The organism is Tenacibaculum aiptasiae, assembly GCF_008806755.1.
Taxonomy (GTDB): domain Bacteria; phylum Bacteroidota; class Bacteroidia; order Flavobacteriales; family Flavobacteriaceae; genus Polaribacter; species Polaribacter aiptasiae.
Map to the genome: position 1 here is coordinate 222,863 of NZ_WAAU01000028.1, position 19,031 is coordinate 241,893.

Here is a 19,031-nt window from a genome sequence, read left to right on the forward strand (position 1 = left end):
TTGGGAATTGTATTTAAACAATCATTTAAAAACACTATTATAATCTATTTAGGTTTTCTAATAGGAGGAATCAATACAATAGTTTTATATTCAAGATTTTTAAAAGATGAATATTATGGATTAGCAATGTATGTGTTTGCTGCTTCTAATTTATTATTGCCAATAATAGCTTTAGGAGTTCATTACACTATTATTAAGTTTTTTTCAGGGTATAAGACAAAAACAGAAAAAGATAGTTTTTTAAGTTCAGTTTTATTTCTCCCTTTACTAGTCGCATTACCAGTAGGTTTTTTCTGGGATTTCTTCCACAATCAAATTATGGATTATATTTCAAAAAGTAATGTTGAAGGAAATCAAATTGTAGAAAGTTATACGATATACATATATATTATTGCTGTAGCTTGTGCTTATTTTGAAGTTTTTTATTCATGGGCCAAAGTCCAAATGCAATCAGTTTTTGGAAACCTTTTAAAGGAGCTTTATAATAGAGTAGCTATAATGATTATGTTATTTGCTGTAAACTTTGAGCTGATAACTAAGCAAGAATTTCTGTATTATATGGCCATAGCATACATTTTAAGAACATTTTTAATGATGTTGTATGCTTTTAGATTATACAGGCCTAAAATAACGTTTTCATTACCTTATAACTTTAAAGAAGTATTACGTTATACGTTTTATATTGTATTGGCAGGAAGTGCAGGCGCAATAGTCTTGGATATTGATAAAATAATGATACCAGGAAAAGATGGTTTTGCTACTGCAGCTTATTATGGTGTTGCTTTATTTATAGGGACATTTATTGAAGCTCCAAGTAGAGCAATGGGGCAAATTTTACAACCACTTACATCTAAATCTATAAACGATAATAATGTAAAGGAAACTGAAAGTTTGTATAAGAAGAGTTCAATAAATTTATTGGTTATTGGAGGATTGTTTTTTGTTTTGGTAAATTGTAATGTAGCTGAATTGTTTAGAATTATGCCTAATAAGAACTATGGAGAAGGAGGAATATTAGTAGTCTTATTAATATCTATTGGTAAATTATTTTTAATGTCTTTGGGAAGCAATGGTGCAATTATTACCAATTCTAAGTTTTATAGAATTGTAATGCCAATAGGAGTAGGATCTGCTTTTTTGGTATTTTATTTAAATAAATTCTTCTATAATTACATAGGAATGGGAACTGAAGGTTTAGCATTAGCTACCTTATTAACCATTTTATTCTTCAATATTTTTAAATTATGGTTTGTAAGTAACAAGTTAAAAATGTTTCCTTATACAAGAAAAACATTACAGATACTTTTGGTAATTATAGCGATGTTTTTTGCTTTTTATTTTTGGAATTTTTCAGTTCCTGAGTTCTCAGCTTTCGATTTTCCATTGGATCCAATAGTTAATATTATTTTGAAGAGTATTTTGATAATTATAGTTTATGTATTTATTATAATAAAACTATCAATATCTAGTCAAATAAATAACCTAGTAACTAGGTTTATAAAATAAAAAAAGACTGTATTCACAAGAGGAATAAGTCTTTAATAAGGGAAAAAGAAATAAGGGGAATATTTCAGCGGCAAATATACAGCTGTTTTAGTATTTTGTTGATTAACATATGTTTATAAAAAGAACTTTTTATAAAGTTTTTTTAATTCTACTTAATTGAACAGGGGAGATGTTAAGAAAAGAGGCGATGTGTTTTTGAGCAATCAAATTATCGATTCCTGAGATTCTTTTTCTCAGTTTTAAATACCTTTCTTTTGCAGTATACATAGAAATATCAAGAATAATATTTTCAGCTTTTAAATAGGCGTCTTCTAAGATTTTTACATAAAAAATACTCAACTCATGATGTTTCAAAGTGAGTTCTTTAAATTTTTGAAAGCTACCTCTATAACCAGTCACTTTTGTTAAAGCTTGATAATTAAGTTCAGAAGGGATTTCTCTCATCATTGCTGAGGCTCCACCAGTAGTTTGACCAGAAGTAAAAAAAGTTCTGGTAGCTTCTTTTCCAGTTTCTGTTTCAAGATAAGATCTAACTATTCCTGTTTTAATAATGAAAAAATCAGTAGGATATTCATTAGTTTTTACTAAAAAATCTAAAGGTTCCAATTCGGAATATGTAACTAGATTTTCAAAAATAGAGATGATATTACTAGGTATACCGGTAAATTGATAAAGAAATTGCTCAATATCATTTCTCATAAATATATATAAATTAACAAGTTAACCCCTTTTGAGAGTGGCTAAATTTAATGAAAATTATGAGATAAAAAAAATAGACGCAAAAAATCAGACTTATATAAGGGGATAAGTCTGACTATTGAAAAAAAAGTATTAATTAGGGGAATTTTTTTTCAAGTATGTAACTTGTTAATTACGTTACGAATATAAAAGAGATTTAAAATTTACGCATTAACATATGTTAAGAAAAGAGTTATTTATAACTATTCTTTTTAATACGACTTAATTGAACAGGGGTAATATTTAAATAAGAAGCGATGTGATATTGATTGATTAAATTATCAATATTAGGAAGTCTATTTTTGAGCTTTTCATATCTCTGAGAAGCATCTAGTATTGATAGCTCAAGTATTTTTGCTTCCTCTCTCATATATATGTGTTCTAAGACTTTGTAATGAAAAATAGAAAGATCATGATGTTTTAATGATAAATTATAAAATGATTGGTAACTACATTCTAAAACTTCACAATCGGTTAAGCATTCATAAATTAAATTAGAAGGAGTGTTTGTAATTAAAGCGCCTAAGTTACCTGTTGTAGTTATTGGGACAAATATAGTTTTAGTATATTCTTTGCCTTTTTCATCAACTAAAAAAGATCTGACAACACCAGATTTTAAAATATAAAAGTTTGTTGGAGTTTGATTTAAATCAACAAGTTTATGGTCTTTAGAAAAACTTTTGAAGAACATTAATCTATTAAACTCTTCAAAAGAATTCTCTGAAACTTTATCATAAAAATTAAAAACAAAGTTTCTGAAAAAAGACATAAGTTACTGTTAAGTTGTGGTTTACTCCAAATTTACATTAATTTTTTCTAAAAAACTAATAGCATTTGGGCCTTCCATAAAAAGTAAGTCAAGAATAGATAAATTGGGTATAAATCCGTATTTGTCATCAAACATTTGAACATAAGTATCTAGTTCAATTTCTAAGCCTTTTTTAGCAAGGGCTAAACTTCTATAGTCAATGCTTTCTGGTGCTAAACTATAATTTTCAGTTTTAGAAAAAGAAGTGTCCATCTGTAAAGCATCAGTAATAAATAAATGACAATCAATATTTACTTCTTGTAAAAAAGTGTATTTTTTAGTGAAAATTTTTGATAAATCATCTTCAAAAAACTCAAAGTAAGGTGAAGATCGATAAGCAGATTGTAATGATTTAAAATGTTGTGATTGCCAAGGAAAATCATTTTCAATTAACGTATCCTTAGTTTTTTTTCTGCCAACTTTTGTTTTATGTTTTACAGGTACATTTAAAGCAAGTTTACCATTAGCTCCATATATATAGCAACGATTACGATACGTTTGTTTTTGATAATTATCGTGTATTTCAAAACAAATCGAGTCTGATTGATATATTGCTGCATATTGTGAAATAGGAGCAAAGTATGTTGGAATAAATAATGCCATTAAGTTTTGTTCTTTTTACCTTTTCTATAACTATAAACTGTGTATCCAGCAATTAAAAGAATTACAACCCATAAATAAGAAGTTGGTTTACCACTACCACCAACAGTTGTAAACATTCTATCCCAACGTATTGATTTTATTTTAGCGCCAAAGTCAAGAATAGAAATATTAGGATCCCAACTTAACCATATCATAACTGGTTTACCAACAACGTGGTCAATTGGTACATATCCCCAATTTCTAGCGTCTAATGAGTTTTGACGATTGTCTCCCATCATCCAGTAATAATCTTGCTTAAAAGTGTATGTTTTGGCTTTTTTACCGTTGATATAGATGTTATTTCCAAATATTGTTAAATCGTTATTTTCATATCTCCTAATAATTTGTTCGTAAAAAGGAATTGTATTTTCATTCAATTCGACTGTAGCACCTTTTTTAGGGATATAAATAGGTCCGAAGTTGTCACCAGACCAAGCATATTTTGGGCTATGAGGGAAAACAGATTTATCATAAAATCCTTTAGGCTTTATATATTTAGTAACACTTTTTACAAGTGGGTTTTTACTTAAAGATTTAGCCTCATTATCTGTTAAGTTGAAATAATAAAAAGCACGATCGTTAGACATTTTACCTTCTCCATTTTTGTTATATTCATTTATAACACTCATAGGTAGATCTTTACCATCTGTATCAACTTTAAAATACCACTGTGGTTTAGCTCTGTCTGGTAATACAGTTTTTTTACCGTTGATATACACATAACCATCTCTAACTTCTAAAGAATCTCCAGGTATACCAGTAGCTCTTTTTACGTAGTTTGTTCTTTTGTCAATAGGTTTGTACGTTGGTTTTCCAGAGTTGTCTCCCCACATTAAAGCTAAAGTATCCGCAGGCCAACTAAATACAACAATATCATTACGTTTAATTTTCTGGAAACCAGGTAAACGCATATATGGTAATGAAAATTTGTTTAAAAAACTATCTTCATTTTTGTCGTTAGATAAATAGGATTTTACACCTAAACCAGGTATAGTATCATGAGCCATTGGTGCAGCAACAACAGTATTTGGTACACGAGCTCCGTAATGAAACTTACTTACAAATAAATAATCCCCAACTAATAGGGTTTTTTCTAAAGAAGAAGTAGGGATTGTATATGGTTGCATAAAATAAGTATGCACTAAAGTAGCAGCAATAATGGCAAAAGCAATAGAGCTAACCCATTCACCTAATTCAGATCTCGGTTCTAAACTTCTATTTTCAATATATTTAGCTTCAGTAGCGTAATTTATATAATAAATATATAACCCTAAAGTTAAGATAACTAGAATAGTATCTTTTCGTTGATTGAAACCAAAACTTCTACAAGTTTCTACCCAAATAATAGGGAACATTAACAAGTTTACAATAGGAAAGAATAACAAAATTACCCACCACTTAGGTCTGTTTATAATTTGCATTAAAATTATAGCATTGTAAACAGGAATAGCAGCTTCCCATGCTTGTCTTCCAGCTCTAACATAAAGTTTCCAAGTTCCTAAAAAATGGATTACTTGAAGTATTAAGAAGAATATAAACCATTCAGTAAATGTCATAATGTATATATTTTGGTTTCCCTTAAAAAGGAATAAAATTCAATAGTATTAGTGTCTTTTTTCTGTGTTTGTTACCTAATTAACCTAAGTTTAACACATCTCTCATAGTATAAACTCCAGTTTTAGAAATTAACCATTCAGCAGCTACAACAGCACCTAAGGCAAAACCTTGTCTATTATGAGCTGTGTGTTTTATATCTATAGTGTCAATTTCTGAGTTATAAGTTACTGTATGTGTACCAGGAACTTCAGGTGTTCTAATAGCGGAAATAGGAATGTTATTTTCCGATGTTTTTTGATCTAACTCCCAAGCTGTTTTATCAGAATTTTCGATAATTCCTTCAGCAAGAGTAATTGCAGTTCCGCTTGGAGCGTCTAATTTTTGTGTGTGATGAATTTCCTCAATAGAAACATTATATTGATTTAATGTATTCATCATTTTAGAAAGTTGTTTGTTTAATTCAAAAAACACATTAACACCTAAGCTAAAATTTGAAGCATAAATAAAAGCTCCTTTTTTTTCATTACACAATTCAACAACAGAATTGTAGTGTTCTAACCAACCAGTTGTTCCAGAAACTACAGGTATTTTATTGTTAATACAGTTTGTTATATTATTAAATGCAGAAGAAGGTACGCTAAAATCAATAGCAACATCAGCATCGGAAATGTTATAGTCTTCTTTTCCAGAAGTTTTAATTACTATTTCGTGACCTCTTTGTAAAGCAATTTTTTCAATTTCTTTACCCATTCTACCATAACCAAGTAAGGCTATTTTCATTTTAAAAAGAATATTTTAAAGTTAAACCAACTTTTGGAGCTTCAATAAGCATAGGGTCTGGCTGAATTGTAGGATTTATAGATAAGCTATCATCTGTGTCAAATTGCAATAAATGAGCATTAACACTAGCTTCTACAATTTGTAAAACATATAGTAAAACACCAGTTAGAAGAGAAAGATCTCTGTTTTTACGTAATGTTTTTTGTGCATTTTCCAAACCAGTGGTTGAAATACTTGGGTTTCCATTTAGTCCATCAAATTCATCAGGAAGCCCTTGACTACGAAGCTTAAAAGCGGTTCTAAAACGATCGTATTCGTTACTATTATCAACGTAAAAGTAAACACTAGCTCCTATGGCAGCCCAAACAATAGGGGCTTTCCAATATTTTTTATTGTAAATCTGACCACCTCCAGGGAAAATAGCTGAATAAAAAGCAGCTTTTGAAGGCGACAAAGGATTATATTTATCACTACCTATTTGTAATTGTTTAGCTCTAATAGCTGTAGAATCTTTTTGAGCAAATGAAGTTTGACTAAAAGAAACACACAAAAAAACCAATATGACAAGTCGAATTTTCAATTACTTTAAAAGGTTTTTAATTCGATTAAAATCTTCTTCAGAATGAAAAGGAATAGATATTTTTCCTTTTCCACGATTATTTACGCTAACATCAATTTTATGTCCAAAATAATCGCTGATTTCTTTCACACTGTCAGCAACAAAGCTAGGTAAAGCCTTCTTTTTACTAGCTTTAGCAACTTTGCCAGCTTTTAAGTTCTTAACTAATTCTTCTGTTTGACGAACAGATAATTTTTCACGAACTATTTTTTCGTAAATATTTAATTGATCAGAATTACTGTCAACATTGATAAGTGCTCTACCGTGTCCCATAGAAATAAAGCCATCACGCATTCCTGTTTGAATAATAGGGTCGAGCTTTAATAAACGTAAATAGTTTGTAACAGTAGAACGTTTTTTACCAACACGAGTACTTAATTCTTCTTGAGTTAATTGAATTTCATCAATCAAACGTTGGTATGAAAGTGCAACTTCAATAGGGTCAAGATTTTTACGTTGAATATTTTCAACTAATGCCATTTCTAGCATTTCTTGATCGTTAGCTAAACGGATATATGCAGGAACAGTTTTGTTTCCTATCAATTTAGAAGCTCTAAATCTACGTTCTCCAGAAACTAATTGAAATTTATCACTAGATAATTTACGAACCGTAATAGGTTGTATTACACCAAGTTCTTTAATCGAATTAGCTAATTCTTGTAAGGCCTCTTCATCAAAATAAGTTCTAGGTTGATATGGATTTACATCTATCGAATTAATATCTAATTCAACAATTGTACCTACTAGTTTATCTGCGTTTTTATCTTCTGCCGAATTGACTTCCGCAGTTTCTTTTAATAATGCTGATAAACCTCTACCTAGAGCCTGTTTTTTTGTTGCTTTTGCCATTTACAATAATTATGCGTTTTTGTTTATAATTTCGTTCGCCAAATTTAAGTAATTTACCGCACCTTTACTCGTAGCATCGTATGAAATTATACTTTCACCATAACTAGGTGCTTCACTTAAACGAATATTTCTATGTACTATTGTCTCAAATACCATAGAGCTGAAGTGTTTTTTAACCTCTTCAACTACTTGATTAGAAAGTCTTAAACGAGAATCAAACATTGTTAATAACAAACCTTCAATATCTAAATCAGGATTGTGTATTTTTTGAACACTTTTAATAGTGTTTAATAATTTTCCTAAACCTTCTAATGCAAAATATTCACATTGAATAGGGATAATTACAGAATTTGCCGATACTAGCGAATTTAATGTAATCAAACCTAAAGAAGGAGCGCAGTCAATTAAGATGTAATCGTAATCGTCTTTTACTTCTTCTAATGCTTTTTTAAGCATGTATTCTCTTTCTTGTTTGTCTACTAATTCAATTTCAATAGCAACTAAGTCAATATGCGCAGGGATTAAATCAACATTAGGAGAATCTGTTTTTAAAATAGTATCTTTTACAGGAATAGCATGTTCTAAAACCTGATATGTACCCAATTCAACACTTTCAACATCTAAGCCTAAACCAGAAGTAGCATTCGCCTGGGGATCGGCGTCAATTAACAATACTTTATTTTCTAAAACACCTAAGGATGCTGCTAAGTTTACAGTGGTAGTAGTTTTACCCACTCCACCTTTTTGATTTGCAATTGCTATTATTCTACCCATTATAATATGAAAAGTTTGAAAGAGGTAAATTTACAATTATTTATCATTTTTGAAAGGGAAAGATGTTAATAAATGTAACTGTTTGATTTTATGGTGTTAAAAAGAAAAAGCTGAGAATGTAAATTTATAGCTTTGTAATATGTTAGGTTTGAGTGTCTTATCTGTTCAGAGTTGCAGGTGTAACTAGTATGGTAAATAATTCTTCCTTTTAGTACCGTAAATTGGAGTTAAAATACCTGTTCTACTTGTTGAACTCATTTCAATTAAAGTATCGTTAGAGTTTAAATTATTGAATATTTGAAATATTTGGGAGTGTGAAACTAAATGAATTGAAATTTGTGAGGTTAAAGATAGTTTTTTTGTAGTTTTAACAAAAAATTGAATTCATCTACTCTTTATTATCTTCTATGAGAATTATTAGCTTATTGTTAACTATTTTACTATGTTGTTTTTCATCTTTCGCTCAACAAAAAGAAAAACAGAATCAGGCTTTATTAGCTAATACACTCAATGTGCATATAGATTACCTGAATTTTATAGCTAAAAAAAACGGGTATGGTCGTAAGTTACTCAATTATTTAACTTTTAACCAAAGGTTTAATGAGAAAGTAACCAAAAGTTATAAGTCTTCTATTGAAAAATCTTCAAAATATCAATTAAAAACCCCTAGGTTTAATAAACCTGCTAAAATGTTTTCTTATGATTTGAAAAAAAAAGAATCATTATTAGAAAAAGTAAGGTCATTACAGGAAAATATTCCAATAACTGATCGGTATAAAGTAATAACATTATTTGATTCGATTAAAAATAATATTGAAAATTTTGCTGTAATTCATAAAAACATATATGATTTAACTAAAGACGCTCCTGTTATAGCTAATAATCAAAAAATAATTAATAGTGTTTATTTGAATTTAACTAAGCTTGATAATGCTGAAGAGTTGATACGTAAATTGAACTATGAATTTGAAAATTTAGTGCATAATGTATATAGAAAGCACTTTCCTGTTACAAGTAATAATAATTCTTGGTTATTAAGTGCTAAGGAAATGGAAATGGCTATAGATACTGCTCGTGTATACTTGAAAAAAATTAGAGCACAAGAGATTTCGTCAACTAAATTAGTAGATACTGTTGGTTTAAGTAAATTGTTAAACCAATTAAAAAGCAACAGAAATAAAAACTTACAAGGTATTCATCCTTATACTTATGAAACTGTACATTCAATACATGATGACTATGATATGTTTGGAAGTGTTTTAAGAAAGTTTATAAAAGGGATAAGTTGTAGTAGTTGTTTGTCTAATAAAAAAACTAAAAAAAGAGATATTAGTAGATTATACAATTATGCATATTATGATTTAAATAGTGCTGTTACTTACTATAATAACTTTGCTAATTCTAGCTCTGAAACGAAATATATGAAAGTAACACCGCAATTTTTGTTGCATAAAATAATTGATTTTGGATGGTATGATATGGAGCCCCAGCCCAACCAACCAATGCCAACAATTGAAAATTTATTTATAGAATCATATGCTTTTAATCATACAGTATTGTTGTTAGATGTGTCTCGTAGTATGAATCATTACACAAAATTGCCATTGATTAAAAATTCTATAAAACAACTTTCTTTGCATTTAAGAAAAAATGATCGATTATCGGTAGTGATATATTCTAATGATGCTAAGGCTATTATGACCAATGTTTCTTTTACGGATTCGAAATCAATAGCTTTACTTGAAAAGCTGAGTTCTAACGGAAAAACAAACGCGGCAAAAGGTTTAGATTTGGCTCTTGAAATAGGACGTTCAAAATTTATTGCTAATGGTAATAACAGAATTATATTAGCTACAGATGGAGACTTTGCATTGACCCCAAAAAGTTTTGATCAAGTAAAACAAGGAGCTAAAGAAAATATAGTGCTTTCTGTTTTTGGATTTGGTAAAAGAGTTGCAAATGAAAAGCAATTGAAAAAATTAGCAGAAGTAGGAGCGGGGCATTATCAAAAAATAACTATTAAAAATAGTTTGGAAGCAATTATAAAAGAATTAACAGCTGTAAAGCGTAAAGATTTGTAAGAAGGTGGGGTAAGTGGTTTTATTGTCTTATAGTATTAGCTTCTATATGGTGTAATAGCAGTATAAGTAATAAAAAAACCACAACTTTTGTTGTGGTTCTATATGTATAAAATTTAATGACTTATTTTATCATTATCCGTTAAGCATTACAGGCATAACTAGCATAGTAACTAATTCTCCTTCTTCAGTACCGTCGATAGGAGTTAAAATACCAGCTCTATTTGGTAAACTCATTTCAATTAAAACATCGTTAGAGTTTAAGTTGTTTAACATTTCACTTAAAAAACGAGAGTTAAATCCAATTTGCATATCATCACCTTGATAATCGCAATTTAAACGTTCGTCAGCTTTATTTGAGTAATCTAAATCTTCAGCAGAAATATTTAACTCAGTTCCAGCCATTTTTAATCGAATCTGATGTGTAGTTTTACTTGAGAAAATAGAAACACGACGAACTGAATTTAAGAAAGAAGCCCTGTCAACAGTAAGTTTATTTGGGTTTTCTTTAGGGATTACAGCTTCATAATTAGGATATTTACCGTCAATTAATCTACAAACTAAAACAGCATTTTCAAAAGTAAATTTAGCATTAGTCTCATTATATTCAATAACAACATTGTTTTCTGAACCTCCTAAAATTCCTTTTAATAAGTTTAAAGGTTTTTTAGGCATGATGAATTCAGCAGATTTATCAGCAGTAACATCAGTACGAGTATATTTTACTAATTTATGAGCATCTGTAGCAACAAAAGTTAATTCTTTTGAATTGAATTGAAAAAAGACACCACTCATTACAGGTCTTAAATCATCGTTACCAGCAGCAAATATTGTTTTAGAAATCGCAGTAGCTAAAATGTGAGAAGGAATCTCAGTGCTGCTAGGAGAAGGTAATTCAACAGCTTTAGGAAACTCTTCGCCACTAAAGTAGGCCATGTCGTATTTACCTTGCTCAGAAATAATTTCAATTGTACTATCTCCTTCAGCTTTAAAAGTTAAAGGTTGCTCTGGAAATGTTTTTAAAGTATCTAGTAATAAACGAGCATTAATGGCAATAGCACCAGTGTCAGTACTTTCAACTTCAACAACAGAAGTCATGGTAGTTTCAAGATCAGACGACGATACTTTAAGTTCGTTTTCATTTAGTTCAAACAAGAAGTTGTCTAAAATAGGTAATGTGTTATTGCTATTTATAACTCCTCCTAAAACTTGTAGTTGTTTTAATAATTGAGAGCTAGATACGATAAATTTCATTTAGTATAGTTTCTGTTTATTAGATTTACAAATATATCTTAATTTGATGATTTTAAAAATTATTTTTTTAATAGTTAAAAATGATTAGTTAAACTGATAATTTAACTGTATTGAACCATAAAAATTACCTCTCGGAACTCTAACGCTTTTTAGTTTTTTTGTGTGGAAATGGACTGAGTATCCAAAGTTAAAACGATTAAGGGTAAAGCGAATTCCTATTTCGTTTGTAAACCTAAGAGGTTCAAGTTCAAATGTAATAGGGCTATTGTTGTTGAGAAAGCTACCCTGAATTGAAGCGTCATATATGGCGTAAGTTAGCATTGGTTTGATAAAGAGAAAAGATTCAATTTCGTTATTAAAGCCAGTTTTGTCATTGTTAAGGTTAGCGTTAAAAATAATAGAATTGGTGATTTTCTGCAAAGGTTTTAAACCTATGCGTAATAGAAAACCGCTAGAAAAATCGGTATAAACGGTTCCTAATCTGGCATTGTTTATCCAGTTTATGTCTAGTGTACTTGATTTATCAACTACTAATTTTTTTATATAACTTCCAGAAAGGTTTAATGCAAAAGCATCAGCGATTTGATATTTCCATCCAATGGCTTTTTTGTAACCGTAAATATCATGAATGAAATCTTGAAGATCTTTGCTAAGAGCAGAAGGGCCAATAATTCCTGTTTGAATTGAAGTTTTTAGAATAGATTCATTTTTATAAAAACGATTAATGCCAAAGCTGCCAAATAAGTAACCAGCAAAAGGACGGTCATGATTCATGTGTTGCTGAACTGTAGCTTTGTATGGCGTGTACATATGATGTCCTAATTGAATTTCATATGATTTTTTTACGAGTTTTTCATCTTCTTTTTTGCTTAAAAATCTATAAGTTAAAAACATTCCGTTAGTATAATACCTGTCTTGTGATGTTGATACAAATAGATCATTGTCATTAAGGAAACTGAACTCTTTGGAATATTTTCTTTGAGAATAAAAATTAATTGAAATTAAGGAGAATAAAAAGAAGCTAATTTTTTTCATAACTGCTAATATCGTTTTATTTTAGCAAAACAAGGGTTAATTTATTCATAATTATAATAGTTTTTTTAATGAAAGAAAAGGCGAAACTTACACTTGCTGATTTTGAAAGTGTTTCAACAAATGAAGAGTTGTTGAAAGTGATTAAAAAGAAGAAAATTTCTATAGACAAAGTAGAGGTTAAGTTGGCTTATGAAAAAGAGTTAAAAGAGCTTCAAGTAGAATTGGTGAAATTGCAACAATGGATAGCGAAAAATAACAAACGAGTGGCTGTTATTTTTGAAGGAAGAGATGCGGCAGGTAAAGGAGGGAGTATTCGACGATTTATGGAGCACTTGAATCCAAGGTCTATGCGTTTAGTGGCTTTAAATAAACCAACGGATGTGGAAAAAGGGCAATGGTATTTTCAAAGATATATTAAAGAATTGCCTAACCCAGGAGAAATTGTTTTTTTTGATCGTAGTTGGTATAATAGAGCGGTTGTGGAGCCAGTAATGGGGTTTTGTACTAAAGAACAATATAAGACTTTTTTAGTGCAAGTTCCAGAGTTTGAACATATGTTATATGAAGATGGGGTTATAATTATAAAGTTTTGGTTGTCTATATCAAAAGATGAACAATTACGCAGGTTTGATGCACGAAATGATAATCCTTTGAAAAGATGGAAGTTTAGTCCAGTAGATAAAAAAGGTCAAGAGTTGTGGGATAAGTATACATATTACAAAAATGAGATGTTTAGTAAGACACATACAACATACAGTCCATGGATAGTTGTAAAAACTAATGATAAAAAGAAGGCGAGGGTTGAGTGTATACGACATGTTTTGTCGCAATTTAATTATGAAGAAGTAGAGGAGTCTAAAACAGTATCGAATCCAGATCCTAATATAGTAATGCGTTATTATCGTTCAGCAAATCATTTAGATTAAATTATGGAGAAGTTAACACAGAAAGATGTAGATAAGTTAAATACGAATAGAGGGTTGAAGGCAGTATTGTCAAAACCTTTTAATTTGGAACGAGCATTACGTTATGTTGATTATGAACGAAAGCTGAAAAAATTACAAGTAGAATTAATTCGTTTACAAACGTGGGCAATAAATAATAATGAACGAATCATAGTTCTTTTTGAAGGGAGAGATGCAGCAGGAAAAGGTGGGGCGATACGTAGAATTACAGAGCGAATTAATCCAAGGCATATGAGGATTGTTGCCTTGCCAAAACCTAATGAGGATCAGAAGTCTCAATGGTATTTTCAACGTTATGTAGAGCAGTTTCCAAAAGCAGGAGAAATAGTGTTTTTTGATCGTAGTTGGTATAATAGAGCAGTGGTAGAACCTGTAAATGGTTTTTGTACTCAAGAGCAATATCAAATTTTTATGAATCAAGTAAATGATTTTGAAAGAATGATTTTAGAGTCAGGTATTAGATTGGTGAAAATATATATGTCAATTAATAAAAAAGAGCAGGCAAAAAGGTTTAGAGATATTAAAAACAATCCTTTAAAACAATGGAAAATGACGCCTGTAGATATGAGGGCGCAGGAGTTGTGGGATGATTATACTGAGTATAAAAGAGCGATGTTTTCTAAAACGAATACAAAAATATCACCTTGGAAAGTGATACGAGCTAATAGAAAAACCATAGCTCGTATTAATGTGATTAACCATATATTAAAGAGTATTCCATACGATAAGAATACAGAAGTTTAAATTATAAATGGTTTTTTATAGTTTCAAAAATATAAAATACCTCACCGGCAATTTGTTTACTTGTGTTTAAGTAAGTTTCTTCCATTAAATCTGTATTATCAGAAATTTTAGGGTCGGTGAAAGGAAGGTGAAATCTAGAGATGGCATCAGGAATAAAAGGACAGTTTTCATCAGCGCTATCACAAGTTGTAATTGCTATATAGGGAAAGCTGTTGCTTGAATGGTCGTATGTCTTTGAAAAACCTAAAATAGATTTTTTTGTTCCTTGAAAAGAAATTAAATAACGAGGGTTCTGATGTGAAAAATCTATGATGTTAAAGTTGAAGCCGGTTTTTTGAAGGCATTTTACAGTATTTCTATGGAAAGCGGTAATTTCTGTACCGCCAGAATAAGTGAAAATGTTTTTTAAATTAAAGTATTCTATAGCATAAAAGCTCCAAACTTGAGCTAGTTGGCTTCTTCTTGAGTTATGAGTACAAATAAAGTTTAAATTAATTTTTTCTCTATCGTTAAACTCATCAATGATAGTATGAGCGATATCGCCAATTAAATTTAAACGATCATTATTGATAATAGTTTCTTTTCGGGCTTCTTCAAAGAAAGTTTTTGTACTAATATTTTTAGTCTTTATCATTTATTTACAGTTCTTTTGTAAAATAGAATTATGTGCAAAAATACACTGTAAAGCTCTTTTGTAGAATTAAGTAAAGGTTAAGAATGTGTTTAGAAATAGGTAATAAAGTGGCGGTTTTGGATGCTGATATTAGAGGATTCGTAATAAAAAAAGAAGGAAACAGCTTTTTTATTAAAGATGATGAAGGTATGGAGTATTGTTTTTTAGCTTCTGAATTGGTGAAAATTGAAGTAGATCAAAATCAGTTGAGTAGGTATATTGATATAAATAATCCATTATTAAAAGCAAAAATTGATCAGAGAACTAAAAGTAAGAAGTCGCCTTTTGTTAAAGATAAAAACGAAGTGGTTATGGAGGTTGATTTGCATATAGAGAAGATAGTAAAGTCAGTTAAAGGAATGGATAAATACGATATTTTGTCAAAGCAAATTCAGTTGGCAAAACAAAAATTAGAGTATTGTATATCAAAAGGAATATCAAAGTTGGTGTTAATTCATGGAGTTGGAGAAGGTGTTTTGAAAAGTGAGTTGCAGTATTTGTTGAATAATTATAATGTACGATATTATGATGCTTCGTACCAGAAGTATGGACAAGGGGCTACGGAAGTATACATGTATAAAAATGTGAATTAATTGTAATTTTGCAAAATGAAAAATGTTTATTTAGATAATGCAGCCACAACACCTATGTTGCCAGAAGTTGTGGAGGTTATGAGGCAATCAATGATAGATAATTTTGGTAATCCATCGTCTACTCATCAGTTTGGAAGAAAAGCAAAAGCGGCTGTAGAAACGGCTAGAAAAAATATAGCGAAACAATTTAATGTTTCGTCAAATGAAATTTATTTTACGGCAGGAGGAACTGAAGCTGATAATTTAGTTTTGTATAATGCTGTTCTAAATATTGGTGTGACTAGAATTGTGACTTCTAAAATAGAGCATCATGCAGTGTTGCATACAGTTGAGTATTTGAAGAAAAGCTATAATATAGAGGTAGATTATGTTGATGTAGATGAGAAGGGGAATATTTCCTTAAGTGGATTGGAGGAAATTTTAAAAAGGTCGAAGGAAAAAACTTTAGTAAGTCTAATGTATGTTAATAATGAGATAGGGAATTTATTGCCTGTAGATGATGTGGTTTTGTTGTGTGAAAAATATCAAGCTTATTTTCATTCAGATACGGTTCAAGCAATTGGGCATTATAAAATTGATTTAAAAAAAACACCAATAGATTTTATTGCGGTAAGTGCGCATAAATTTCATGGTCCTAAAGGTGTAGGGTTTGTCTATGTGAAAAAAGGAGTTCCTTTAAAGCCAATATTGCACGGAGGTAATCAGGAAAAAGGAGCGAGGTCAAGTACGGAGAATGTGCATGCTATTCTAGGTATGGAGAAGGCTTTGAGCGTTTCGTGTGAAGGTCTTGAAGATGATAAGAAGTCTATAGAAGAGGTGAAGAGTTATTTGATAAGTGAGTTAAAAGCTTATTTTAAAGGAGTAGAGTTTAATGGTGAGTCTTCGGATTTGAAAAAGAGTAGTTATACAATATTGAATGTGCGTTTTCCAGTGAATGAGAAGATGTTATTGTTTAATTTAGATTTGGCTGGAGTTGCAGTTTCTGGAGGGAGTGCTTGTCAGAGTGGGGCAAGTAAAGGTTCGCATGTTTTGAGTGCTTTTTTATCGGAAAAAGATTCGAAAAAAACATCAGTTAGATTTTCGTTTAGTAAATTAACAACGATTCAAGATATAGATTTTGCAATCGAAAAAATTAAAAATAGTCTAAAACTTTAAATAAGCCTTTTTAAGGCTTTTTTTTGTTTTTTAAATAATAAACCCTATATTTATAAAAATATTAACTTATATGGTTTTAAAAAGAGAGCTTTTTATTTTGTTTTCTTATTGAAGCTTAATTTGTTATTTGTTTTTTCTATAATGTGACTTTTTGTAAAAAAAAGTATCTAAAAATTTGAAAAGTAGTATTTATAATTATCTTTGCACTACTTACAGTTGTCCCCCCAAACTATTAGTATTAATATTTTAAAGTGTTGATATTGTTAGTCTTGGGGATTTAAAAATTCTCAAACATTTTATAAAAAAAAGATTAAAATTCCCAAATTTTATTTGGGATAAGGTTATATATATAATAATATGAGGAAAAATTACCCCGACACTTCAAAGAATGGACCCCTGTTTTTTGTGTTCTTATTATTTCTGTTTGTAAATAGTGCTTTTGGTCAAACATGTACGGATTATACAGATAATACTTCTCAGAATATTAATAATGGTACTTACCAAACTATTGCTTCAGTTAATGTAGCGGATTCATTTACTATTACTGATGTTAATGTTTTAGTTAATATTAATATTACATGGAATGCAGATATTGATTTAAGATTAAGACACCCAGATGGTACAGTAGTTGTTTTATCTACAGGTAATGGTGGGAGTGGAAATAATTATTCTAATGTTACTTTTGATGATGAATCAGGGAATACATTACCAACAGGAAATACTACCCTGTCGGGTAATTATCAGCCAGAAGGAAATCTATCGGGTTTTGATGGAAAAAATTCAGCAGGAACATGGTTGTTAGAGGGTAGAGATACTTTTTTAGGTGCAGATAATGGAGCTATTACCTTGTTTACATTAAATTTATGTCAAGCCGCAGTTGTTATAGATCCATGTACAAATGGAGCAATAGTAGGAACACCAACGGCTAATGATCCAGATGGAGATGGGATTAATAACGAATGTGATTTAGATGATGATAATGATGGTATTACTGATGTAGAAGAATATTGTACCAATGCAACAACGGCATTGATACCTTTTGCACATGCATCAGGTAATCGTCAAGTGACAGTAAATCATACGGATACTGGTTTTGCTAGGTTAGACTTAACAGAGCTAGATAACTCTTTTCAAATGACGGTTAATGGAACACCAGTACATCCGTCTATATTAGAGTTTGAAAATAGAGCAATAGGACCGGGAGAAGTTTATTTTCGATTTCAGTCAGATAATGCATTTATATCAAGTCCTTGGGATCCAAATGTTAATGGGTTACCACGTTTAAGATTAACTATCGATGAAACAGGAACAATTACATTACTAGGTTCAAGAACAACCACTTCTACAACCTTAGAGCCAATGGTGGCTCAAGATGGAACACCGTTTAATACAATTACTTGGACACCTTTAGCAAATAATACTTTTATAATTATAAATCAAACAGGACCTGGACCTGAAGAGTTAAGAGGTAGCTTATTAGCAAGTAATATTTGTGATACAGATGGAGATGGAATTAGTAATGAATTAGATTTAGATTCAGATAATGATGGTATTTACGATATTGTTGAATCAGGTGTTTTAGCTGTTGCAGGAGTAACAGATGCAAATAATGATGGTGTAATTGATGGGGCAAACACGGTAGCAGGGTCTGGAGCCAATGGTTTATTTAATGCTATAGAAACGAATGATACGTTTGGTGCGAGTTTAAATTATACGGTTTTAGATTCTGATTCAGACGGTGAATCAAATCCATTTGAAGTAGATTCAGATGCAGACGGATGTTTTGATGCAATAGAAGCTGCTGGTAGTTTTGTAGCTGCAGATTTAACATCTGGTAGGCTTTGTACGTCTTCTGCTTGTGTAAATGCTAATGGTGTACCTACAAATGCAGGGAGTCCACAAGCGATAACAACAGCAGTAAGGATAGGAGATGTTATTTCTAGTATACCTATAACACCGAGTCCCGCTTCAGTATGTGAAGGAAGTAATATAACTTTAACAGCTGCTCCTGTAGGGGTTAGAAATTCAGCAGGAGCTATTCCTGCTGGAGATTATATATATACTTGGTATTTAGGGGCAAGTAGTACTCCTTTACCGAATTCTCCACCTTATAGTGGAACAAACACAGCTTCTTTAACAATAACAAATGCAACAACAGCTTTATCAGGGAATAACTATCGAGTAGAGGTTACCACTATAAATAATGGTTGTATAGAACAAGATAATATATCTATAACAGTTCAAGCTCAACCAGAGGCAGG

The 19,031-nt window shown here is 30.4% G+C and carries 18 protein-coding genes; 7 read left to right on the top strand and 11 right to left on the bottom strand.

Features of this window, described 5'->3' with window-relative positions:
* Positions 1-1,506 carry a lipopolysaccharide biosynthesis protein gene (locus F7018_RS14250; protein WP_150900764.1) on the top strand — a complete coding sequence of 502 codons (1,506 nt, stop codon included), beginning with the start codon at positions 1-3 and terminating at the stop codon, positions 1,504-1,506.
* 129 nt (positions 1,507-1,635) lie between these two features.
* On the opposite strand, the gene F7018_RS14255 is transcribed toward F7018_RS14250, so the two are convergent.
* The 8 genes from F7018_RS14255 to F7018_RS14290 form a co-directional block, all read right to left on the bottom strand.
* On the bottom strand, positions 1,636-2,205 hold the full coding sequence (locus F7018_RS14255) for a Crp/Fnr family transcriptional regulator (protein ID WP_150900765.1): 570 nt from the start codon (positions 2,203-2,205) through the stop codon (positions 1,636-1,638).
* Between the two features lie 232 nt (positions 2,206-2,437).
* A complete protein-coding gene (locus F7018_RS14260; protein WP_150900766.1) occupies positions 2,438-3,013 on the bottom strand; it encodes a Crp/Fnr family transcriptional regulator in 576 nt (191 codons plus the stop codon).
* Between the two features lie 21 nt (positions 3,014-3,034).
* Positions 3,035-3,655, bottom strand: a complete 621-nt coding sequence (locus F7018_RS14265) for a WbqC family protein (RefSeq protein WP_150900767.1) — start codon at positions 3,653-3,655, stop codon at positions 3,035-3,037.
* Positions 3,655-5,250, bottom strand: coding sequence for a signal peptidase I (lepB, locus tag F7018_RS14270; protein ID WP_150900768.1), 1,596 nt, complete (start codon positions 5,248-5,250; stop codon positions 3,655-3,657). The genes F7018_RS14265 and lepB overlap by 1 nt, the downstream gene beginning before the upstream one ends.
* A gap of 79 nt (positions 5,251-5,329) precedes the next feature.
* Positions 5,330-6,031, bottom strand: coding sequence for a 4-hydroxy-tetrahydrodipicolinate reductase (gene dapB, locus F7018_RS14275; RefSeq protein WP_150900769.1), 702 nt, complete (start codon positions 6,029-6,031; stop codon positions 5,330-5,332).
* A 1-nt stretch (position 6,032) separates the two neighbouring features.
* Positions 6,033-6,611, bottom strand: a complete 579-nt coding sequence (locus F7018_RS14280; protein WP_150900770.1) for a DUF5683 domain-containing protein — start codon at positions 6,609-6,611, stop codon at positions 6,033-6,035.
* Positions 6,612-7,499 (bottom strand): ParB/RepB/Spo0J family partition protein, encoded by an 888-nt coding sequence (locus F7018_RS14285; RefSeq protein ID WP_150900771.1) that lies wholly within the window; start codon positions 7,497-7,499, stop codon positions 6,612-6,614.
* A 9-nt stretch (positions 7,500-7,508) separates the two neighbouring features.
* Positions 7,509-8,273, bottom strand: coding sequence for a ParA family protein (locus tag F7018_RS14290; RefSeq protein ID WP_150900772.1), 765 nt, complete (start codon positions 8,271-8,273; stop codon positions 7,509-7,511).
* Positions 8,274-8,680: 407 nt separating this feature from the next.
* On the opposite strand from F7018_RS14290, the gene F7018_RS14295 reads away from it, so the two are divergent.
* Positions 8,681-10,354: a vWA domain-containing protein gene (locus tag F7018_RS14295; RefSeq protein WP_150900773.1), complete on the top strand. Its 1,674-nt coding sequence runs from the start codon at positions 8,681-8,683 to the stop codon at positions 10,352-10,354.
* Between the two features lie 132 nt (positions 10,355-10,486).
* On the opposite strand, the gene dnaN is transcribed toward F7018_RS14295, so the two are convergent.
* Together dnaN and F7018_RS14305 are read right to left on the bottom strand one after the other, a co-directional pair.
* The gene (gene dnaN / locus F7018_RS14300) at positions 10,487-11,605 is read right to left on the bottom strand and encodes a DNA polymerase III subunit beta (protein WP_150900774.1); all 1,119 of its coding nucleotides are present in this window, start codon (positions 11,603-11,605) and stop codon (positions 10,487-10,489) included.
* 84 nt (positions 11,606-11,689) lie between these two features.
* Entirely contained in the window at positions 11,690-12,640 is a 951-nt protein-coding gene (locus tag F7018_RS14305) for a lipid A deacylase LpxR family protein (RefSeq protein WP_150900775.1), read from the bottom strand.
* Positions 12,641-12,708: 68 nt separating this feature from the next.
* Between F7018_RS14305 and ppk2 (F7018_RS14310) the strand changes: the two genes are divergently transcribed.
* Positions 12,709-13,566, top strand: coding sequence for a polyphosphate kinase 2 (gene ppk2, locus F7018_RS14310; RefSeq protein WP_150900776.1), 858 nt, complete (start codon positions 12,709-12,711; stop codon positions 13,564-13,566).
* 3 nt (positions 13,567-13,569) lie between these two features.
* The gene (gene ppk2, locus F7018_RS14315; protein ID WP_150900777.1) at positions 13,570-14,349 is read left to right on the top strand and encodes a polyphosphate kinase 2; all 780 of its coding nucleotides are present in this window, start codon (positions 13,570-13,572) and stop codon (positions 14,347-14,349) included.
* A gap of 1 nt (position 14,350) precedes the next feature.
* Here ppk2 (F7018_RS14315) and F7018_RS14320 read toward each other — a convergent pair whose 3' ends face one another.
* Entirely contained in the window at positions 14,351-14,983 is a 633-nt protein-coding gene (locus F7018_RS14320) for a low molecular weight phosphatase family protein (RefSeq protein ID WP_150900778.1), read from the bottom strand.
* A gap of 83 nt (positions 14,984-15,066) precedes the next feature.
* Here F7018_RS14320 and F7018_RS14325 point away from each other — a divergent pair, with 83 nt between their 5' ends.
* The 3 genes from F7018_RS14325 to F7018_RS14335 all read left to right on the top strand — a co-directional run.
* Complete coding sequence (locus F7018_RS14325) at positions 15,067-15,615, top strand: Smr/MutS family protein (RefSeq protein ID WP_150900779.1); 549 nt, start codon at positions 15,067-15,069, stop codon at positions 15,613-15,615.
* Between the two features lie 15 nt (positions 15,616-15,630).
* Positions 15,631-16,770 carry a cysteine desulfurase family protein gene (locus F7018_RS14330; protein WP_150900780.1) on the top strand — a complete coding sequence of 380 codons (1,140 nt, stop codon included), beginning with the start codon at positions 15,631-15,633 and terminating at the stop codon, positions 16,768-16,770.
* Between the two features lie 357 nt (positions 16,771-17,127).
* Positions 17,128-19,031 (top strand): proprotein convertase P-domain-containing protein (locus F7018_RS14335; RefSeq protein ID WP_175578743.1); only part of this gene is annotated, 1,904 nt, incomplete at its 3' end.

Excerpts from the sequence above, each read along its gene's own strand:
- F7018_RS14255 (WP_150900765.1), bottom strand. The coding sequence starts at position 2,205 with ATGAGAAATGATATTGAGCAATTTCTTTATCAATTTACCGGTATACCT.
- F7018_RS14260 (WP_150900766.1), bottom strand. The coding sequence starts at position 3,013 with ATGTCTTTTTTCAGAAACTTTGTTTTTAATTTTTATGATAAAGTTTCA.
- F7018_RS14265 (WP_150900767.1), bottom strand. The coding sequence starts at position 3,655 with ATGGCATTATTTATTCCAACATACTTTGCTCCTATTTCACAATATGCA.
- lepB (WP_150900768.1), bottom strand. The coding sequence starts at position 5,250 with ATGACATTTACTGAATGGTTTATATTCTTCTTAATACTTCAAGTAATC.
- dapB (WP_150900769.1), bottom strand. The coding sequence starts at position 6,031 with ATGAAAATAGCCTTACTTGGTTATGGTAGAATGGGTAAAGAAATTGAA.
- F7018_RS14285 (WP_150900771.1), bottom strand. The coding sequence starts at position 7,499 with ATGGCAAAAGCAACAAAAAAACAGGCTCTAGGTAGAGGTTTATCAGCA.
- F7018_RS14290 (WP_150900772.1), bottom strand. The coding sequence starts at position 8,273 with ATGGGTAGAATAATAGCAATTGCAAATCAAAAAGGTGGAGTGGGTAAA.
- F7018_RS14295 (WP_150900773.1), top strand. The coding sequence starts at position 8,681 with ATGAGAATTATTAGCTTATTGTTAACTATTTTACTATGTTGTTTTTCA.
- dnaN (WP_150900774.1), bottom strand. The coding sequence starts at position 11,605 with ATGAAATTTATCGTATCTAGCTCTCAATTATTAAAACAACTACAAGTT.
- F7018_RS14305 (WP_150900775.1), bottom strand. The coding sequence starts at position 12,640 with ATGAAAAAAATTAGCTTCTTTTTATTCTCCTTAATTTCAATTAATTTT.
- ppk2 (WP_150900776.1), top strand. The coding sequence starts at position 12,709 with ATGAAAGAAAAGGCGAAACTTACACTTGCTGATTTTGAAAGTGTTTCA.
- ppk2 (WP_150900777.1), top strand. The coding sequence starts at position 13,570 with ATGGAGAAGTTAACACAGAAAGATGTAGATAAGTTAAATACGAATAGA.
- F7018_RS14320 (WP_150900778.1), bottom strand. The coding sequence starts at position 14,983 with ATGATAAAGACTAAAAATATTAGTACAAAAACTTTCTTTGAAGAAGCC.
- F7018_RS14325 (WP_150900779.1), top strand. The coding sequence starts at position 15,067 with ATGTGTTTAGAAATAGGTAATAAAGTGGCGGTTTTGGATGCTGATATT.
- F7018_RS14330 (WP_150900780.1), top strand. The coding sequence starts at position 15,631 with ATGAAAAATGTTTATTTAGATAATGCAGCCACAACACCTATGTTGCCA.